The sequence below is a fragment of the Wenzhouxiangella marina genome (assembly GCF_001187785.1).
GTDB classification, from domain to species: domain Bacteria; phylum Pseudomonadota; class Gammaproteobacteria; order Xanthomonadales; family Wenzhouxiangellaceae; genus Wenzhouxiangella; species Wenzhouxiangella marina.
Genome location: NZ_CP012154.1, coordinates 552,454 through 572,358, shown reverse-complemented (window position 1 = coordinate 572,358; position 19,905 = coordinate 552,454). Strand labels below are relative to the sequence as shown.

Below are 19,905 nucleotides of genomic sequence, written 5' to 3'. Positions count from 1 at the left end.
GATCGGGCCATTCGGTTCAGCCGGAATGGCGAACCACTTCGGTTTCGATGAAGCGCCGATTCAGCAGGATCCAGGTCGCCAGCGGCACGACGGCCGGAAACATCAGGTATCCGAGCTGGTAGAACAGCGCGATCATGGTCGGCGTGTAGACACTGGCCTCGACCAGCGGCACGACCTGGGCCGGGAACTGCTGGCTCCACATGAAGGCCAGGTCCTTCCAGACCTCCCAGTACACGCCCCAGACGGTCACCAGGGTCACGACGGAAAAGCCGATCAGCATCTGCAGGAGTCGGCGCTTGACCGTCATCGGCGTGGCCATGGTCAAGCCGAACAGCAGGGCCATGCCCCAGGCGTAGATCATCGGGTTGACGTCCCAGGTCAGCAGCAGGGCCTCGCCGCCTTCCGGATTCGGCACCGCGATGGCGGTCTGGATCTCGAAGTAGAAATCGGCCTGGAAGATCCGCTCGAAGATGTCGGCATGCAGCAGCCCCAGCAGGAACTGGGAGACCAGCCGAGCCGGCAGCATCAGCAGGCTGGCCGCAAAGAACCAGAGAAAGAAGCCCAATGGAAGATAGAGCGCGGCGAGCAGGAACATCTCCCGCACGGGGTTGCTGCCGCTCGATGATTCTTCTTTCGGGGTCTTGGGGTCGTCGCTCATCGAAACCTCCGGAAGGTCCAGGCTCAGCCGAGCCAGCGCCTGGCGTTTTCGAACATCCGCATCCAGGGCGAACGCTCGCCCCACTCGGCAGGTGCCCAGGAGAAATTCACCCGGCGCAGGAGTCGCTCGGGATGCGGCATCAGGATGGTCACACGCCCGTCCAGGTTGCACAAGCCGGTGACGCCGTCGGGCGAACCATTCGGATTGGCCGGGTACTGCACGGCCGCCTGGCCATCGGGCTGAACGTAGCGCACCGCCACCGCGGCCGAGGCCAGATCACCGTCGGTGAAATCCGCGCGGCCCTCGCCATGGGCCGTGGCGACCGGCAGACGGGAGCCCGCCATGCCGGCGAAGAACAGCGAGGGCGAGTCCTCGATGCCGACCAGGCTCAGACGCGCTTCGAACTGGCGCGAGCGATTGTGGACGAAGCTCGGCCAGGCCTCGGCGCCCGGAATGATCGACTTCAGCGAGGCCAGCATCTGACAACCGTTGCAGACCCCGAGGGCAAAACGCCCGGAATCGGAGAAGAAGGCGGAAAACTGTTCGGCCAGATCCTCGTTGAACAGGATCGAGCGCGCCCAGCCCTGCCCGGCACCCAGCACGTCACCGAAGGAAAAGCCACCGCAGGCAGCCAGGCCCTGGAAATCCGACAGGCGCTGCCGGCCGGCGGCCAGATCGCTCATGTGCACGTCGACGGCCTCGAAGCCGGCCTGCATGAAGGCCCAGGCCATCTCGCGCTGCCCATTCACCCCCTGCTCGCGCAGGATGGCCACGCGCGGACGAGCGCCGCCATGGACCGCCGGGGCGCTTTCCAGCTCGAAACTCAGCTGCGGCGACAGGCCGGGGCTTGCCCAGTCGGCTCGGGCCGCATGCTCTTCATCGGCGCAGTCCGGGTGATCCCGGAGGGCCTGCATCCGGTGACTCGTGGCCGCCCAGGCCTGATGTAGGTCGGGCAGGCGCCGGCGGAGCCAGTCCCGGCCCTGGCCGCGAACGACCAGGGTATCGCCGTTGTTCACCCGGCCGATCTCGCGGGCGCGCAGGGCCGGCGCTGCTTCGGCCAATCGTGCCAGCACCCCCTCGAGGTCCGCCTCGCGAAGCTGCATCACCAGGCCGAGCTCCTCGTTGAAGCACTCGGCGAGCATCGCGGCCTCGTCACCGGCCTCGAGGTCGAGACTGACACCGCAATGCCCGGCCAGTGCCATCTCCAGCACCGTCACCAGCAACCCACCGTCGGATCGATCGTGTATGGCCAGAATGCGGTCTTCGGCCAGCAGGGTCTGTGCGGCATCGAACAGCTGCGCCAGCTGCTCCGGCCGATCGACATCGGGCACTTCGCCCAGGGGACGCTCGAAGACCTGCGCCAGGCTGGAGCCGCCCAGGCGTCGCGCGCCGCCTTCGAGCAGGATCAGGCGCGTGGGTCCGACGTCTCGCTGAAGCTCGGGAGTCCGGTGCTGCCGGACATCGGCCACCGGCGAGAAGGCGGAAACGATCAGGGACACGGGGGCGATCATGCGCTGCTCGTCTTCGCCATCGTTCCAGATCGTCTGCATGGACAGGGAGTCCTTGCCGACGGGAATCGAAAGATCGAGTGCCTGACAGAAGGCGCTGACCGCTTCGACGGCCTCGCGCAGGGCCGCATCCTGGCCCGGCGCGCCGGCCGCCGCCATCCAGTTGGCGGACAGCTTGATTCGATCACGCTTCGCGATCGCGACCCCGGCCAGGTTGCAAAGCGCCTCGCCCACGGCCATGCGCACCGAGGCGGCGGGATCGGTGATGGCCAGGGGCGTGCGCTCGCCCATGGCCATGGCCGTGCCGTGATAGTGGCGGTAGTCGAGCAGGTTGATGGCGCAGTCGGAGACCGGCAATTGCCAGGGGCCGACCATCTGATCGCGAGCCGTCAGACCACCGACGCTACGATCGCCGATGGTGATCAGGAACTGCTTGGATCCGACCGCGGGAAGGGCCAGCACCCGATCCAGCGCTTCGTCCAGGGTGATTCCGTTCAGCCCCCCGCCTGCTCTGGGCACGGCAAGGCTCAGGGCCTGGCGATGCATGCTCGGCGGACGGCCGAGCAGGGTCGCCAGCGGCATGTCGACCACGGTCTCGTCGCGCAGCGTGTCGAGGAGGCGCAGGCGCCGATCCTCCGTGGCCGGACCGAGGTCGGCCCAGGGGCAGCGCTCGCGCTCGCACAGGGCGGCAAAATCGTCCAGTCGCTCAGGCGCCACGGCCAGGACATAGCGCTCCTGGGACTCGTTGCACCAGATCGCCATCGGCGACAGGCCACTGTCCGCGCTGGGCACCTTTCGCAGATCCAATTCTCCGCCGACGCCACCGTCGTCGAGCAACTCTGGAATGGCATTGGACAGGCCGCCGGCACCGACATCGTGCAGGGACTTGATCGGGTTCGCGACCCCTCGAGCCCAGCAGCGGTCGATGACTTCCTGGCAGCGCCGCTGCATTTCCGGATTGCCGCGCTGGACGGAGGCGAAATCCAGGTCCTCATCGGACTGGCCCGAACTCATCGAAGACGCCGCTCCGCCTCCCAGGCCGATCAGCATGGCGGGTCCGCCGAGGACGATGATTCGATCCCCTGGCGAGAGCGGGAGCTTGTGCGTCAGTTCATCACGAATCATGCCGCTGCCACCGGCGATCATGATCGGCTTGTGATAGCCCCAGAGCCGGTCACCAACGACCTGACTGAAGCTTCGGAAATAGCCGCTGAGCGCGGGCCGACCGAATTCATTGTTGAAGCGGGCCGCCCCGATCGGACCCTCGAGCATGATCTGGCAGGCACTGGCCATGCGGCCCGGTTGATCCGGCGCGTTCTCCCAGGGCTGGACGGCGCCGGGGATCTTCAGATCGGAGACGCTGAAGCCGGCCAGGGCGGCGATCGGACGGGCGCCACGACCCGTGGCCGCTTCGTCACGAATCTCGCCCCCGGAGCCGGTAGCGGCCCCCGGGTCCGGGGAAATCGCCGTCGGATGGTTGTGCGTCTCGACCTTGATCTGCGCATGAAGGGTCGCGCGCTCCACGCGGTAGCCGGGCTGATCGATGTCGGTCAGCAGCAGCTCGGCATCGAAGCCCTCCATGATCGCTGCATTGTCGTCGTAGGCGACACGAGTCCCCTGGGGCGTGGCGGCATGGGTCTGGCGGATCAATTTGAACAGAGAGGGCTCTCGAGCCTGCCCGTCGACGTCCCAACTGGCATTGAAGATCTTGTGACGGCAGTGCTCGGAATTGGCCTGCGCGAACATCATCAGTTCCGCATCGGTGGGATCGCGCCCCATCGCCGAGTAGGCCTCGACCAGGTAGTCGATCTCGCCATCGGAAAGGGCCAGGCCAAGCGTCCGGTTGCTGTCGGCCAGCGCGGCATGGGGATCGCCCCCCAGGCGAACATGCGCCAACGGCGCCGGCGACTGGCCGGTCAGCCAGGCGGACAGATCGCTGTCGGGAGGCAGGACGACCTGGGTCATGCGATCGTGCAGACGCGCCAGCAGCTCGGCATCGGGGTCCACGGCCTGGCCGTTCTGTCTGGCCTCGACCCAGAGCCCGTGTTCCAGGCGGGAGAAGTCCCCCAGTCCGCAATGACGGATGATGTCGCCGGCCCGGGTGGCCCAGGGGCTGAGCACGCCGGGGCGAGGCAGGATCAGGGCAGCCCCTTCAGGCACCGCCGGACGCTGCCAGATCCGCGCGTGCAACAGGGCTTCCAGCCGCTCCTGCTGGGTCGCCGTCGGCGCCCGATCGCAATCGATCAACACCAGTTCGCGCACTTCGAGCCGACACTCGGCGCGCTGGCGCTGGCTGAATTCCTCTTCGAGCTGACGGCGGCGAAATGCCGGCAGCGCATCCTGGCCTAGCAAAAACATGTTCGGACCCCGTGGCAGGCAGCCCGGTTGACGGGCCGCGCATCGATCAGGCGGGCATTATAGGCCAGAGGCCGGCCTTGCCGAGGATGCTGCCGACGCTGAGCCGTGCGCAGGCTCGCGCAAGAAAAACAGGCCGGGCGCTTCGAAGCGCCCGGCCCGACCACGATCGTGGGTCAGTCTCCGGCGTTGTCGGCGGCGAGTGCTTCGAGTCGCGCGACCAGCTGTTCAGGGGGAACGTAGCCGGGGATGATGTCCCCGTCGCGGGTCAGGATGGAGGGCGTACCGGTCACACCCAGGGATTGACCCATGCGGTACTGCGCTTCGACGGGATTCTCGCAGGTGGCCGGCGGTGGCGTACGGCCCGATTTGGCGATGTCCATGGCTGCATTGCGGTCTTCCGCGCACCAGACCGACACCAGCTTGTTGTACGAGTCGGAACCGACGCCCGCCCGCGGGAAGGCCAGGTAGTTGACCTGGATCCCGGCATCGACGTACTCGGCCATCTGCTCGTGGAGGCGTCGGCAGTAGCCACAATCGATATCGGTAAAGACCAGCACTTCGTACTGGGCGTCGTCCTCGCCGAAGGTCACCATGTCCGCATCGTCAAGGTCGGCGAGTTGGGCCTTGCGGAGCCCGGACTTCGCCTGATCGGTCAGATCGATCTGGGTTTCCATGTCGATCAGGCGCCCCTGCATGAGGAAACGGCCGTCCTCGCTCATGTAGACCACATCGCCACCGATCTGGACCTGCATCATGCCATCGATGGGCGTTTCGGCAATCACCACCTGGCTCATGTCCGGCACCAGGCTTTCCAGACGCTCTTCGATCGCGTCCGTCGCCAGGGCCAGCGTGCCAGTGCCCAGCAAGGCCAGGCCGGCAACGGCTTGGAAGAGGGAAAACGGCTTCATTCAGAACTCCTCGATAAATGTCGTTTGGCGGAAACGAGCCCGCCCTTTATTTCTTGCAGACGCCCTTCGGCGAGCGGCATCCGCGTCCTGCAGCCTTTGAACACCAGACCGCTCCGAAGTTTCATCCTCGCGGATGGTGCTGCCGATGCAGCTGTTTCAATCGCGCCCTCGAGACCTGGGTATAGATCTGGGTCGTGCCCAGATCCGCATGCCCCAGCAGCATCTGCACCACACGAAGATCGGCCCCGTGATCGAGCAGATGAGTGGCAAAACTGTGCCGAAGCAGGTGGGGATAGACCGGCTTCCCGATCCCCGCCGCCATGGCGTGCTGACGAAGCCTCTGCCAAACGGCCGCCCGTGTCAATGGGCGCCCGCTTCTGGACACGAACACCCGATCCGTCGAGCTCTTCAGCGCGCTACGCCCGCGGCTCAGCCATTCATCGATGGCCTCGATGGCCCGCTCGCCAAGGGGCACAAGGCGTTCCTTGCCGCCCTTGCCCAGCACGCGCACGAGTCCCCGATCCAGATTCAGACCCGACAGCGTCAGGCCGGTCAGCTCGGAGACGCGCAAACCCGATGCATAGAGGGTTTCGAGCATCGCACGATCGCGCAGACCAAGGATGGTGCTCGTGTCGGGCTGCTCGATCAGTGATTCGACCTCGACGGCGGACAGGACATCAGGCAGATGCCGCCCGCTGCGCGGCCCTTCGATATCGAGCATCGGATTGACGAGCGCGCTGTCCACTCGCTGACGCCAGGCGAAGAACTGGCGCAGGCAGGACAGGGACCGGATCACGCTGCGTACGCTATCGCCTCGACGAAAACGATGACCCAGCCAATCGAGCACCTGATCGCGACGAACGGACTCGATCGATCCGGACAGGTATTCCGCGAAACCGAACAGGTCCTGCCGATAGGCGTCCATGGTCGCCGGCGAGTAGCCACGCTCGGCCCAGTTCTGGTCCAGAAAGGCCTCGATCAACCGCCGGCTGGCCGCAGAAACGGAAACGGGAGCGGTCGATGCCGCTCCCGTTCCGGACGTGCCGAGGCTCAACTCAACGCTTGCCTGTCAGGCGAGCCAGGCTGTTCTGGGCGGCGGTCTCGAGATCGGAAATCTTCTCCCGAGCAGCGGCCCGAAGCTCGTCCACGGCCTTGCGCCGATGGCTGAGTTCCTGCGAAGCCAGCTCGTGAATGGCATCCCGCAGTTCTTCCACGGCTGCCAGCACGCGATCCATCTGACCGGATGCCGCAGCACCCGAAGCCTTCTTCTTGCCACGCTTCTTGGATGCCTTCTTCTTGCTGGCTTTCTTCTTGGAAGCCTTCTTCTTGGAAGCCTTCTTCGCTACTTTCTTCTTGGAAGCCTTCTTCTTCGAAACCTTTTTCGCTACTTTCTTCTTGGAAGCCTTCTTCTTCGAGGCTTTCTTCTTGGAGGCCTTCTTCTTGCTCGCCTTCTTCTTGCCAGCTTTCTTGGCTACCTTCTTGGCGACCTTTTTCTTCGAAGCCTTCTTCTTGCCAGCCTTCTTCTTGCTGGCCTTCTTCTTCGAAGCCTTCTTCTTGGCTGGTTTGGACGCACCAGCATCGGCCGATGCCGCGGCTCCCGCGTCAGGCGCCTGCTGCTCGAGTTTTGTTTCTTCGTTGCTTTGCATCAGTGGACCTCCCAGGGTCGCGATCAATTGATCCTAACGGCCGGAACGACGACCTCTCTCCTCCCGCATATGATTCAACCACTCACGTGCGGCTTGTCTCACTCTACTGTAATTCGTGGCTTCGTTAAAGGCTCGCTCTGCAGCTTCGAAGTCATCGAGGTTCATGTACGCCATGCCAAGCAGCAGATGCGCATTGCCTTCGTCGGACTCGGACAGACCACCCAGCTGGATTGCACGACTGAGTGCATCGCGCGCTTCTTCCCAGCGTTCGAGGTCGATCAGCAGGAAGCCTCGCTGGACATCGATCTTTCCATCTTCGGCCATGCCACCGGCCTGCTCGTAGGCGGTCAGCGCCTTGTCGAGCTCACGCGCTTCGTACCAGGCGCCACCGACCATTTCCCAGTTCCGGCGGGTGCCCTCGATGATGCCGCGAGCAAGCCCGTCCTCCATGACTTCAGCGGCCTGCCGAGGCGAATCCTGCATCTGCAGAAGGCTGGCCAGCTGCATGAACTCGCTCTGACGATCGAGCAGGCCTCGACGATAGGCCAGGGCCAGGGTGGCCTTGGACTGCTCCTCGTTGTTCAGCTCCATGTACAGGGCCGCCATCTGCAGCCAGTAGTTCTTGGTCTCCGGGCTCATCGGGATGAGGATCTTGAGCGTATCGATGCCCTCGGCATATTCATTGAGCTCCAGATGCATGGCCAGCTTGAGCTGGTACCACTGCTCCTTGGGCTCATCGGACAGGGAAATCGCCCGATCGATCGCATCGAGGGACTGCTGGAACTCGTCCTTCTGAGCATGCAGACTGGCCTTCATGACCCAGACTTCGGCCACGTTGGTCTGGTCCGGCGGCGTCACGCAGAACCAGAGATCGAGCTGATCCAGCGCATCCTGGAAGCGATCCAGCTGGTAGTAGATGTTCGCGATCAGCATGATCATCTCGAACTGCTGCGCGTTCGGCATCGAGTTCAACTCGACGGCGCGCTGGAAATGCGCCAGGGCCTCGAGCGGCCGGTCCTGCGTATAGCGGACATGGCCCATGGCCTGCAGCACGATGGCCTGTTCGTAATCGTCACGCTCGGTCCGCTCCAGCAGGGACTCGAGTTCCGGGTAGGCTTCGGCGTAGTTCTCCTCGCCGATCATCTCGTAGATGCGTTCGAGGCGGCTGTAGGTGCTCTGGGTCAGCGCGCCTGCCGGGACCTCGCGCTCGACACCGCATTCGAAGCCCTGCACGCGCGCAGGCTGCTGCGCCTGGGCCAGACTCGCGGCCAGCAACGCGGCCGGCAGGGTCAAGATCAGTCGTTTCATCATCCTTGATCCAGGTTGAATTCGATGGTCTGAGTTGCCTGACGAGTGGTTGCGACCCCGTCGATCACACGCGGCTTGAACTTCCAGCGAAGAATCGCTCGCAACGCGGCCCGATCGAAGATGCGGGGCGGCTGGGCGTCGATCACTCGGGGCGAACGCACGGAACCGGTTTCATCGATGGTGAACTCGATGGTCACGTAACCCTCGATCTGGTTCATCGCCGCATCACGCGGATACTGGGGCTGGATGCGCACCAGCGGCACGATGTCCCCTTCCTCGTTGCGATCCACCTGGCCCATGTTGCCCAGGAAGGGACCGCTACCCGTCATGGAAACGTCCAGCTCGGGCATGTCCAGATCCGGCATCTCCTGGACCTGCTGCTCCATCTGGGCGATTTCCATCTGCGGCGGCGGCGGCGGCGTTTCCGGCGGCGGGGGTGGCGGCGGACGACGACGGTCACGCGTTTCGACGCGATCGTCGATCTCGACCGGCCCGAAGCGGATACCCGGCGGATCTTCCACGTCGGCACGCTCACCACCGGAACCGGAGATCAGCTTGTGCATGAAGAAGAAGGCGGCCAGGGTCACGACGACCGCCAGCACCACCGAAACGGCGTAACGAATACCTGAATTCATCGCTTACCTCACGCCCTGCGGGTCAGCCGAAATCGAAATCCGGTTGATGCCGCCGGCCTGGACCTGGTCCATGACTTCGACCAGCATGCCGGTGCGCGCACCGCGGTCGGCGATCAGCACCGCCGAGCTCTCGGGGTTCTCGGCACGAGCGCGCTCGACCTCGATACGCACCTCGCTGAGCTCGATCTGCTTGCGGTTCATCCAGATTTCGTCGTTGTTCCGAATCGCGATCAGCACGTTGCCCTGAGGACGCGGCTCGGTCGTCAGTGCGGTGGGCTTTTCCACTTCGATCCCGGTTTCACGGATGAAGGAAGTGGTCACGATGAAGAAGATAAGCATGATGAACACGATGTCGAGCATCGGCGTGATGTTGATCTCGGGTTCATCCTTGCTTGCATGTCTGCGGGCCATCTTGCTTGCCTGCCTCCGTTATTCGTAGCGCAGCAGATCTTCCAGGGCTTCCGCCTCGACATCTGCCTTGCGTTCAAGATAGGAGCCGAAGTAGACCCCGGACAGAGCGGCCACCATCCCGGCCATGGTCGGCACCGTGGCCTGGGACACCCCGGAGGCCATGGCGCGAGCATTGCCGGTTCCGAAGAAGGCCATAACGTCGAACACCGCGACCATCCCCGTCACCGTACCCAGCAGCCCGAGCAATGGGCAGATGGCGATGAGGGTCTGGATGGTGCGGACGTTCGCCTTCATCTCTACGGCCAATCGGCTGACCATCTCTTCCTTGATGCGACCAGCGTACCAGGAGCGGTTGTCCTCGCGTTCACGCCACTCGGCGACCACCGCGCGCCGCCGCGAGGGCAGCACGCGATAGAAGTACCAGAAGCGCTCGATGATCAGGGTCCACATGACCAGCAGTACGGCCATGATGGCCCAGAGAACATCGCCCCCGAGTTCGATGAACCCGCGGATGGCCTCCAGGAAATTACTGAGAGCGACCATGACGATGCTCCGCGAGGCGGGCGATGATGCCGGCCGACTGCTCTTCCAGGATCTGGATCAGGGCGCGGGCACGGCTGTGCAGCAGGCTGTGGATGATGGTCAGCGGAATCGCGACCACCAGACCCAGCACCGTCGTGATCAGGGCCATCGAGATACCGTTGGCCATCATGCGCGGGTCACCGGTACCGAACAGGGTGATCTGCTGGAAGGTCACGATCATACCGACGACGGTACCGAGCAGACCGACCAGCGGTGCGATGACGTAGAGCACCTTGATCAGCGGCAGGCCCGACTCCAGCGGCGCGGTTTCGCGCAGGATGGCTTCGTCCAGCTTCAGCTCGAGGGTCTCGACATCCTGATCCGGATCGTCCTGATAGACCTTCATGACGCGGCCCAGGGCGTTGTTGTCGCTGGCTTCTTCACGCTTGAGCTGGCGCTTGATGGCGCTGCCACGCATGAACAGGACGATGCCCTTCCACAGGGAGAACAGCACGCCGAAGATGCCGAGCGCGATGATCACGTTACCGACGGGGCCGCCCTGACGACGACGCTCTTCCCAGGTCGGGGAGCGAACCACGGACGCGAGGATGGCGCCGCGGGTGCCGTCAATGGCCATTTCCTCGACCGAGCCCGGCGCGGCATCCTGCAGGGCCTGGGCCATGGACTGGAAGCGCGGAGCGGGCTGGCGCGGCATTTCGGCCAGCTCTTCACCGTTCCAGGTCAGGAACTTGCCGTCGGAAACGACGTTGAAGACACCGACTCGAACCACTTCGCGACCGTCTTCGAGCTGACCGTCGGAGTTGACCACCGGCGCGGTGAACTTGACGACGCGACCGGACTGATAGATCTCGCGAACCATTTCCAGCCACATGCGCGACAGCTCGTTGGCGGTCGGCAGCTCGCGGCGCTGAGCCAGTTCCGAGAGGTACTCGGCGCGACCCGGCAGCTGAGCGGAGACCATCGACTCCTCGATGCTCGAGGCGACGTCACCGGCGACCTGACGAACGACACCGAACAGCTCGCCGAGGTTGCCCATGCGCTCGTCCAGGGTGGTTTCGAGCTCGACGAGTGCGATTTCATTCTGGTCGAAGGCGTTACGCAGGCGTTCGGCACGGGCTTCCTGGCGAGCCAGTTCGGCACGGGCTTCGTCGAGCAACTGGCGCTGGTTGGCGCGCTCGCGGATGAAGCGCTGCAGACGATCCTGATCGACGCGGGCTTCCTCGGACGCTGCCTGCTCGACCACGCGCAGCAGGTCTTCCAGGGTCTGGGTCTGCGAATCCTGGGCCTGAGCGCCCAGCGGGGCGACCACCAGGGCCGCGACAAACAAAAGAATCTTGGACTTCATGATCAATTCTCCGCGGCGACGGGGGCAGGAACGGGCAGGCGGATCAGATCCGGCGCCACCTGGTTGCGGGCAATGGCCAGGCCATCGCTCACCGGCAGACGGTACTCGTCACCCAGGGCTTCGAACTGACGCGTGTTGGGGTTCCACCAACCGGTGTCCTCGCCGTCGGTCGACTGCCAGAACAGCAGGGTGCGGCCGATGCGGAGGAAGTTGACGCGCTGACCGTTGGGCAGCGTGCCTTCGTAGGCCTCGGTCGTGCGGCCGTACTCGATCTCGCCCTGGTAGGCTTCGACGATCAGGCGGTACTTTTCCGAGGTCGTGATGTCGGAATCATCGAGCATGTTGACCAGGCGACGGGCGCGGTCGGTACGCTCTTCGAGGCGGAACGGCATGTCCGCGGCAACCAGCTGACCGAGGCGGTTGGCCATCTCGATCATCAGCGGGACCACCTCGCGGTTGGTCGACTCCAGGCCTTCGAGCTGCTCGTTGATCGAGGCGATCTCGGCTTCCTGGTTGTTGACGATGGCCTGAAGCTGATCGTTGTAGATCGTCAGGCTCTGGACTTCGCTGATCGTACGACGGTACTGATCGATCAGCTGCTGGGTTTCCTCGTCAACCCGATTGATCTGCTGCTGAGCCTGTGCTGCTTCGCGAGTGATCCGATTTTCGGTCTCGAGCGAGCGATCCAGCACTTGGGCCTGAGTGCCAGCAGCGCCAAGGGCAAGCGCCGCTCCCAGCAGCCACAGCCGCGAAATGGAGTTTGAATGTTGAGACATTTTGCTATCCGCTATGCTTGGAAATCGTTGTGTCAAAAGCGTCAGACGCCCTTCGGCGACCGACAACCCATCTAGAATACCGCGCACCCCTGGCAAAAGAAAGGCGCCAGATTCACACGCAGCTCCGTTGAATCAGAGAGCGGAAGCTAACCGCATCAAGTCCCGACGTCAAATCCTCATGTCCTCGAAGCCCTCCGAAAACGACACCGACCTCCCGCAGAACGATCCGCCCTGCGGCCTGCTCCGACGCATCGCCGCCCTGCTCTACGACGGCCTGCTGCTGCTGGCCATCCTGATGCTGGCGGCCCTCATCGTGGTCATTCCCCTGGGCGCGGAGGTGCCCAGCGGCAACCCGTTCTTCCAGCTCTATCTGCTCACCGTCAGCTGGCTGTACTTCGCGCTGGGCTGGCGCGGCGGCCAGACCCTGGGAATGCGCAGCTGGCGAATTCGTATCCACAGCGAGGGCGAGCGGCCCGGCTGGTTGACCACCGTGGCCCGCTTCCTGGCCGCGCTGCTGTCCTGGGTATGCTTCGGTCTCGGGTTTCTCTGGAGCCTGTTCCGCAAGGACCGTGCGACCTGGCATGACCTGCTCTCGGACTCGCGACTGACGGTGACGCCGAAGCGCCAGCGCAAGGCTGTCTGAGGCGAGCCGAAGCCAGCGACTCAGCGTCGCCGCAGCAGCAGGACCGCCAGCCCGGCGATCGACAGGGGCGGCATCAGCAAGGTCAACCAGAGCGGCAGCGGCACGATGCCGGACATGCCCTGGGCAAGGCGCGTCAGGACGAAGAACAGCAGACCCACCGCCACGCCGATGAAGAGATTGAATCCGGGGTTGCGTTGGCGCATGCCGGCAAACACGAATGGAAGCCCGATCAGGACCATGGCCAGCACGTTGAGAGGAAAGTAGAGCCGCTCCCAGAAGGCCTCTCGATAGCGGCCGGCATCGAGCCCGTTGCGTTCGAGCAAGCGCCCCATGCGCACCAGATCACCCAGCGACAGCAGGCGCGGCCTGGACACGGTGGCCGCGAACAGTTCGGGCCGCAGATCGGATTCGATCTCGAGTCGATCCAGCACATCGCTCGGACCGTTTCGATCGGGCTGCAGGCGATGCACCGCTTCCAGCTGCCAGGCCGAACCGTCATGGTGACCCCGCTCGGCCCAGTAGATCCGGCTCGGACGCGAGGCCTCATCGATTCGATAGATCTGGATCTCGCCGAAGACCAGCGCCTGCTCGTCCACCCAGAGCGACAGTCCGACGCGGATCATGTGGTCGCGATCCCGAAGCCAGAGTGCACCCTGGCGCCCATGCTGGATCTGCCCACTGCGGGCCTGCTCCCGCTCGGCCCGGGCCTTCGACTCCAGGTCCGGGATGAGCCATTCGGCCATGGCCGCGAGCAGCAGCAGACACAGGATCACGGCCAGCAGCACCCGCTGGATGATGCGCTGACGATCGAAACCGGAGGCGCGCATGGCCACCAGTTCGTTGCCGCTGGCCAACCCACCCAGACCGACCATCACGCCGATCAGGGCGGCGAAGGGAAAGACATCGTAGAGGCGCCTCGGCAGGGTCTCGACCAGATAGGCGACCATCTGCAGGCCCTGGTAATCCCCCGCCAGGGAACGCGCCTCGCGCAGCAGCTCGACCAGGGTGTAGAGACCCACCAGCAGCAGACTGACCAGGCCGATCCCGACCAGCACGCGGGAAATCAGATAGCGACTCAGGCGCCAGCCCATCACCAGCGCCTCCAGTGTCGGAACAGCAAGCCCGCCGCCAGCAGGGCGATCAGGGCATGCAGGGGCCATAGCCCCGGCCCACTGGCCAGGTCGCGTCGCTCGATCAACACGAGCCCGGCGTGGACCAGATTGGTGTAGACGAGGTACAGGCCTAGCGCGAGCACGATCACGCCGAAGCGCCCCTGCCGGGGTGCGCGCTGCGCCAGGGGCACGGCCAGGAGCCCCAGGAGCAGCGCCGCCACCGGCGCCGCCAGACGCCAGTGCCATTCACGAAAGCGGCCGGCCGTGTCCAGGGGTCGCAGCTGGCTCAGGGACAGACGAAGTTCCTGATCAGCGGCCCCGCCCGAGTCCGGGGCCGGCAGGCGAATGTCGTTGCGCTCGAAGGCGATGCTGCGGCGGCGCGGGGAGTCGAGCCGGTTGACGTGGCGCAGCTGATGCCCCTGATAGAGGCTCAGATAGGGCCGTTGGTCATCGGCATCGATCCACAAACGACCGCTCGGTGCCGTCAGCACTTCGGATTCCTCGCCGTCGAAGAGGTGCACGAAGACGTCCGTGAGTTCTCCCGTCTGGCGATCGACCGAGCCGACGTAGACGGTCAGACGTCCGCTGTCGAGGCGATCGAACTGCCCGGCCTTGAGCCCGGAGACCAGGGCCTGGCGAGCCACGTCGGCCATCAGATCGCCGGTCCTGGCGACGGCGGCGGGCGCCAGCCAGCCCGACACCAGCAAGAGACCGCCGGCCCAGACCAGGATCAACAACAGCAGGGGCCGCAGCATCGCCTCGAAGCTCAAGCCGGCCGCACGCTGAACGGCCAGCTCGCTGGTTTCACCCAGTCGGCCGATCGCCATCAGCACGCCGACCATCAGCGCCAGGGGTCCGACCATCAGCAGGGCTTCGGGCAAGCGGAGCACCAGCAACCGGAGCACGCTGGCAGCGGGCAACAGGCCCTGAGCCGCATCACCGAGCAACTCGGCCAGGAACAGGGCCAGCATGACGCCCACGAAGACCAGCAGGCTCATCAGGCTGGCCGCACTCGTCTCTCGCAGCAGGTAGCGTTGGAGAATCATTCTCGTGATCCGGGGCGGTTACAATGCTCGGTCTTGTGTCAATCGGCCAGCGCCCGCTCGATCATTCCGCCCCAGCGGTGGCCCGTGAGAGCGCACCGATGCAAGCCCGAAATCCAAGCGAACAGGACATCCGCGCATGCAGTTTACAACCCGAACCGACTCGATCCGCGACCTTGCCACCGATTGTCTGATCATCGGCGTCGCCATGGGCCAGGCCTTCGAAGGCGATCTGGCTGACATCAACGAAGCCGGCGGTGGCCTGCTGCAGCGCCTGGACATCGACGGCGAGCTGCCGCGCAAGGCCGGCAAGACCCTGATGCTGCACGCGCCGGCCGGCCTGACCGCCAGTCGTCTGCTGGTGGTCGGTCTGGGCAAGCCCGAGAAACTCGACGGGATCGCCTTCGTCAAGGCGGTGCAGGCGGCCGGCAAGGCCCTGCGCCAGTCTCGCGCCCGGAACGCCCACTGCCTGCTCGCCGAGGCCACGGTCACCGATCGCGGCGCGGACTGGAAGATCCGCCAGGCCGCCCTCGCCCTGGCCCACGCCGACTACGTCTACGATGCCACCAAGAAGCCCGGCGAGGACGCCGCTCCGGCCACCGCCACGGTGAGCTTCCCGGAAGCGCCCGGGGTGACCGAGCAGCTGGCCCTGGCCAGCGCACTGGGCGCCGGCATCGGCCGCGCCCGCGGCCTGGGTGACCTGCCGCCCAACCTGTGCACCCCGGTCTTCCTGGCCGACGTCGCACAGTCCCTGGCCAAGGAGATCGATGGCCTCGAGGCCGAAGTCCTCGATGAGCGCCAGATGGCCGAACTGAACATGGGCGCCCTGCTGGCCGTGGGCCAGGGCAGCGCCAATCCGCCCCGCCTGATCCGCCTGCGCTGGCGCGGCGGGGCCGAAGGCGAGGCCCCGCTGGCCATGGTCGGCAAGGGCGTGACCTTCGATACCGGCGGCATCTCCCTCAAGCCCCGCGAGCTGATGGAACAGATGAAGTTCGACATGTGCGGTGCGGCCGCCACGATCGGCGCGATGGAAGCCGTCGCCCGCCTGAAGCTGCCGATCAACGTCGACGGGGTCGTCGCCGCCGTCGAGAACATGCCCGATGGCAAGGCCTATCGCCCGGGTGACGTGATCACCGCCATGAACGGCAAGACCATCGAAGTGCACAACACCGACGCCGAGGGCCGCATGATCCTGGCCGACGCGATCTACTGGACCGGCCAGAACAGCCAGCCGAAGATGATGGTCGACATCGCCACCCTGACCGGCGCCTGCGTCGTGGCCCTCGGCCACCACGCCTCGGGCGTGATGACCCAGGACGACGAACTGGCCGGCGAACTGCTGGCCGCCGGCGATCGCGCCGCCGATCGCGCCTGGCGCCTGCCGCTCTGGGACGACTACCAGGAACAGATCGAAACGCCCTTCGCCGACATGAAGAACATCGGTGGCATGCCCGCCGGCAGCATCACCGCCGGCTGCTTCCTGTCGCGCTTTGCCGACGGCCAGCGCTGGGCCCACATCGACATCGCCGGTTCCGCCTGGCGCTGGGGCAAGCCCGAGTCGGCCACGGGTCGCCCGGTCGGCATGCTCGTCGAGTGGCTCATCGGCCACGCCGGCGGCTGGGACGCACTCGGCGCCTGAGCAGCGGGCAGGCTGAAGGCGATCGGCGATGAGGGTCGATTTCTACGAGTTGTCCGGGCGCTTCGACGATCCCCTGTTCGTCGCCTGCGTGCTGGTCGGCCGGGCCTGGCCCAAGGCGGCCTCGGTGGCGATCGTGGCCCCCGCGGCCCAACTCAAGACCCTGGACGAGCGACTCTGGCAGGAACCGGAGGGTCGCTTCCTGCCGCATGGCATCGACCAGGCCGAAGCGCCGATCCAGCTCAGTGAGCGCGCGCCCGAGCAGGCCGAGGTGCTGATCAACCTCGACCCGGCCTCCCCGCTACCCACGGGCCGCTTCGAACGGGTGCTGGAACTGGTGCCCTCCGACGAGCAGACCCGCGCCCTGCTGCGCCAGCGCTGGATGGACTGGAAGCAGCGCGGAGCCGAAGTGAATCACCACGTATTGAAATAGGCCCCGCCCGGGGCCCGATGCAGACAGGCATGGATCAGAAAACGATGGACAAGCATTACGAGCCGCAGGGCCTGGAAGGGCGCTGGTACGAACAGTGGGACGCGAAGGGCTGCTTCAAGCCGACGGGCGAAGGCGAGCCATACACCATCCTGCTGCCACCGCCGAACGTCACCGGCACCCTGCACATGGGCCATGCCTTCCAGCACACCCTGATGGATGCTCTGATCCGCTATCACCGAATGAAGGGTCGTGACACGCTCTGGCAGGTCGGTGTCGACCACGCCGGGATCGCCACGGAAATGGTGGTCACCCGCCAGATCGAAGCCGAAGGCGGCAAACGCGACGACTACAGCCGCGAGGCCTTCGTCGAACGGGTCTGGGACTGGAAGCACGAGTCCGGCTCGACGATCACCGGCCAGATGCGCCGCCTGGGGGCCTCGGCGGACTGGTCGCGCGAGCGCTTCACCATGGACGACGACCTGAGCGAAGCGGTCATCGAGACCTTTGTCCGTCTGCACGAAGAAGGCCTGATCTACCGGGGCCCGCGCCTGGTCAACTGGGACCCGGTGCTGAAGACGGCCATCTCCGACCTGGAAGTGGTCAACAGCGACGAGCAGGGCAAGCTCTGGTCGATCCGCTACCCGCGAACCGACGGCCGGGGCGACATCGTCGTGGCCACGACCCGCCCGGAAACCCTGCTCGGCGACGTCTGCGTGGCGGTGCATCCGGACGACGAACGCTACACCGACCTGGTCGGCCAGACCGTCGAACTGCCCCTGACCGGCCGGCAGATCCCCGTCATCGCCGATGACTACGTCGACCCCGAATTCGGCACCGGCTGCGTCAAGATCACCCCGGCGCACGACTTCAACGACTGGCAGGTCGGCAGCCGCCACGGCTTCGAGCCGATCAATGTCTTCACCCCCGAGGCGAAGATCAACGGCAACGCACCGGCCAGCTACCGTGGCCTGGATCGTTTCGAGGCGAGAGCGCGCATCCTCGAGGACCTGAAGGCCTCCGGCCTGCTGGTCGAGGAAAAGCCGCACGCCATGGTCGTGCCGCGCGGCGACCGCTCGGGCCAGATCATCGAGCCCTACCTGACCGACCAGTGGTTCGTGAAGATGGACGAGCTGGGCAAGCTCGGTCTCGACGCCTTCGAGTCCGGCAGGATCGAGTTCGTTCCGCCGAACTGGATCAACACCTACCGCCACTGGATGGAGAACCTGCAGGACTGGTGCATCTCGCGCCAGCTCTGGTGGGGCCATCGGATTCCGGCCTGGTACGACGAGAACGGAACGATCTACGTCGGCCGCTCGGAGAACGAGGTTCGCGAAAAGCACGCTCTGAGCAGCGACGTGGCGCTTCGCCAGGACGACGACGTCCTCGAGACCTGGTTCTCCTCGGCCCTCTGGGCGCACTCGACCCTCGGCTGGCCGGATCCGGAGCGCATGGCCCGCGAAGGCTTCGACCGCTACCTGCCGAGTTCGGTGCTGATCACCGGCTTCGACATCATCTTCTTCTGGGTCGCGCGCATGGTCATGATGACCGGCCACTTCACCGGCAAGGTGCCCTTCGAGCAGGTCTATATCACCGGCCTGATCCGCGACCGCGACGGCCAGAAGATGTCCAAATCCAAGGGCAACGTGCTCGATCCGATCGACCTGATCGACGGCATCGACCTCGACAGCCTGGTCGAGAAGCGCACCCGTGGCCTCATGCAGCCGCAGATGAAGGCGCAGATCGAGAAGCACACGCGCGAGGAATTCCCCGACGGCATCCCTGCCTTCGGGGCCGATGCGCTCCGCTTCACCTTCGCCGCCCTGGCCGGCCACGGTCGCGACATCAAGTTCGACCTCGGCCGCTGCGAGGGCTACCGGAACTTCCTGAACAAGCTCTGGAACGCCACCCGCTTCACCCTGATGAACGTGGGCGAGGACGCCCTGGAGGCACCCGCAGCCGGGGCCCTCGACGCGCCCTCGCGCTGGATCCGCTCGCGCCTGGACCGCACCATCGCCATCGTCGACCAGGCCCTGGCCGACTACCGCTTCGACCTGGCCGCCAAGGCCATGTACGAGTTCGTCTGGAACGACTTCTGCGACTGGTACCTGGAACTGTCCAAGCCGGCCCTGTTCGAGGAAGCCGAGGCCGCCAACCCCGCCGCCGCCCAGGCCACGCGTCATACGCTGGCCACGGTGCTGGAAACGACGCTGCGCCTGTTGCACCCCTTCATTCCCTTCGTCACGGAGGAAATCTGGCAGAGGGTGAAGGTGCCTGCGGGCGTGGACGGCGAGTTCCTGATCAACACGGCCTGGCCCGAGGCGGGCGAACCCGACCCGGCGGCGGAAGCCGACACGGAATGGCTGAAGGGCGTGATCAGCGCCATCCGCTCGGCCAGAACGGAACTCAACCTGGCCCCGGGCAAGCCGATGCCCCTGCTGATCCAGCAGGCCAGCGAGGAGGACCGCGAGCGCCTCGGCCGCTTCGAGGACCTGATCAAGCGCCTGGCTCGCCTGGAACGCATCGAGGTGGTCGGCGACGATCGCGACAGCGCCGACTGTGCCGTGGCCCTGGCCGGCGGCATGCGCCTGCTGATCCCCCTGGCCGGCCTGGTCGACATCGCCGAAGAGCTGGCCCGCCTGAACAAGCAGCTCGAACGCGAGCAGAAGGGCCTGACGGGCACCGAGAAGAAGCTGGCCAACGAACGCTTCGTGGCCAATGCGCCAGCGGACGTGGTCGAGAAGGAGCGTGCGCGCCTGGCCGAGCACCGGAGCAAGGTGGCGGAGTTGAGTGGGCAGATCGAGAAGTTGGGGAAATTGGAGGGTTGACCCGGGGGCCAGTGGCTTCGATCGGGCACTTAAGCCGCTAGGTCCTACTGAATCAAGTTCAGCACTGGCTTCTCAAGCCCGGGATGACGGATGGTGTAGCAGGTCCTGGAGTGTAGG

17 protein-coding genes are annotated in these 19,905 nt (G+C 65.4%); 4 read left to right on the top strand and 13 right to left on the bottom strand.

What is annotated here, in order from left to right; all coding sequences use genetic code 11:
- Window positions 1–16: 16 nt before the first annotated feature.
- The 11 genes from WM2015_RS02415 to WM2015_RS02360 all read right to left on the bottom strand — a co-directional run bounded on the left by WM2015_RS02415 (window position 17) and on the right by WM2015_RS02360 (window position 12,096).
- Complete coding sequence (locus WM2015_RS02415) at window positions 17–658, bottom strand: exosortase H-associated membrane protein (RefSeq protein ID WP_156200760.1); 642 nt, start codon at window positions 656–658, stop codon at window positions 17–19.
- A 23-nt stretch (window positions 659–681) separates the two neighbouring features.
- Window positions 682–4,524, bottom strand: coding sequence for a phosphoribosylformylglycinamidine synthase (purL, locus tag WM2015_RS02410; RefSeq protein WP_049724539.1), 3,843 nt, complete (start codon window positions 4,522–4,524; stop codon window positions 682–684).
- Window positions 4,525–4,697: 173 nt separating this feature from the next.
- Window positions 4,698–5,432, bottom strand: a complete 735-nt coding sequence (locus WM2015_RS02405; RefSeq protein ID WP_049724538.1) for a DsbC family protein — start codon at window positions 5,430–5,432, stop codon at window positions 4,698–4,700.
- A 121-nt stretch (window positions 5,433–5,553) separates the two neighbouring features.
- The gene (gene xerD / locus WM2015_RS02400) at window positions 5,554–6,414 is read right to left on the bottom strand and encodes a site-specific tyrosine recombinase XerD (RefSeq protein ID WP_049724537.1); all 861 of its coding nucleotides are present in this window, start codon (window positions 6,412–6,414) and stop codon (window positions 5,554–5,556) included.
- A gap of 73 nt (window positions 6,415–6,487) precedes the next feature.
- Window positions 6,488–7,078: a hypothetical protein gene (locus tag WM2015_RS15505; protein WP_183971418.1), complete on the bottom strand. Its 591-nt coding sequence runs from the start codon at window positions 7,076–7,078 to the stop codon at window positions 6,488–6,490.
- Between the two features lie 33 nt (window positions 7,079–7,111).
- Window positions 7,112–8,386, bottom strand: a complete 1,275-nt coding sequence (locus WM2015_RS02385; protein WP_049724534.1) for a tetratricopeptide repeat protein — start codon at window positions 8,384–8,386, stop codon at window positions 7,112–7,114.
- On the bottom strand, window positions 8,386–9,021 hold the full coding sequence (locus tag WM2015_RS02380) for an energy transducer TonB (protein WP_049724533.1): 636 nt from the start codon (window positions 9,019–9,021) through the stop codon (window positions 8,386–8,388). The genes WM2015_RS02385 and WM2015_RS02380 overlap by 1 nt, the downstream gene beginning before the upstream one ends.
- A 3-nt stretch (window positions 9,022–9,024) precedes the next feature.
- On the bottom strand, window positions 9,025–9,432 hold the full coding sequence (locus WM2015_RS02375; protein ID WP_049724532.1) for an ExbD/TolR family protein: 408 nt from the start codon (window positions 9,430–9,432) through the stop codon (window positions 9,025–9,027).
- Between the two features lie 18 nt (window positions 9,433–9,450).
- A complete protein-coding gene (locus tag WM2015_RS02370; protein ID WP_049724531.1) occupies window positions 9,451–9,975 on the bottom strand; it encodes a MotA/TolQ/ExbB proton channel family protein in 525 nt (174 codons plus the stop codon).
- Window positions 9,959–11,320 (bottom strand): MotA/TolQ/ExbB proton channel family protein, encoded by a 1,362-nt coding sequence (locus WM2015_RS16185; RefSeq protein WP_049724530.1) that lies wholly within the window; start codon window positions 11,318–11,320, stop codon window positions 9,959–9,961. Before WM2015_RS16185 ends, WM2015_RS02370 begins: the two co-directional genes overlap by 17 nt.
- A gap of 2 nt (window positions 11,321–11,322) precedes the next feature.
- Window positions 11,323–12,096: a DUF3450 domain-containing protein gene (locus WM2015_RS02360; protein WP_082169365.1), complete on the bottom strand. Its 774-nt coding sequence runs from the start codon at window positions 12,094–12,096 to the stop codon at window positions 11,323–11,325.
- Window positions 12,097–12,274: 178 nt separating this feature from the next.
- On the opposite strand from WM2015_RS02360, the gene WM2015_RS02355 reads away from it, so the two are divergent.
- Window positions 12,275–12,739 (top strand): RDD family protein, encoded by a 465-nt coding sequence (locus WM2015_RS02355; RefSeq protein WP_049724528.1) that lies wholly within the window; start codon window positions 12,275–12,277, stop codon window positions 12,737–12,739.
- Window positions 12,740–12,759: 20 nt separating this feature from the next.
- On the opposite strand, the gene lptG is transcribed toward WM2015_RS02355, so the two are convergent.
- A complete protein-coding gene (lptG, locus tag WM2015_RS02350; protein WP_049724527.1) occupies window positions 12,760–13,830 on the bottom strand; it encodes an LPS export ABC transporter permease LptG in 1,071 nt (356 codons plus the stop codon).
- On the bottom strand, window positions 13,830–14,897 hold the full coding sequence (gene lptF / locus WM2015_RS02345; protein ID WP_049724526.1) for an LPS export ABC transporter permease LptF: 1,068 nt from the start codon (window positions 14,895–14,897) through the stop codon (window positions 13,830–13,832). The genes lptG and lptF overlap by 1 nt, the downstream gene beginning before the upstream one ends.
- 136 nt (window positions 14,898–15,033) lie before the next feature.
- Between lptF and WM2015_RS02340 the strand changes: the two genes are divergently transcribed.
- Genes WM2015_RS02340 through WM2015_RS02330 form a run of 3 tightly spaced genes read left to right on the top strand, consistent with a single transcriptional unit; the run spans window position 15,034 to window position 19,788 of the window.
- Window positions 15,034–16,533 (top strand): leucyl aminopeptidase, encoded by a 1,500-nt coding sequence (locus tag WM2015_RS02340; RefSeq protein ID WP_049724525.1) that lies wholly within the window; start codon window positions 15,034–15,036, stop codon window positions 16,531–16,533.
- Between the two features lie 28 nt (window positions 16,534–16,561).
- Window positions 16,562–16,963, top strand: coding sequence for a DNA polymerase III subunit chi (locus tag WM2015_RS02335; RefSeq protein ID WP_049724524.1), 402 nt, complete (start codon window positions 16,562–16,564; stop codon window positions 16,961–16,963).
- Window positions 16,964–17,007: 44 nt separating this feature from the next.
- Window positions 17,008–19,788, top strand: coding sequence for a valine--tRNA ligase (locus WM2015_RS02330; RefSeq protein WP_049726947.1), 2,781 nt, complete (start codon window positions 17,008–17,010; stop codon window positions 19,786–19,788).
- The last annotated feature ends 117 nt before the right edge of the window (window positions 19,789–19,905 follow it).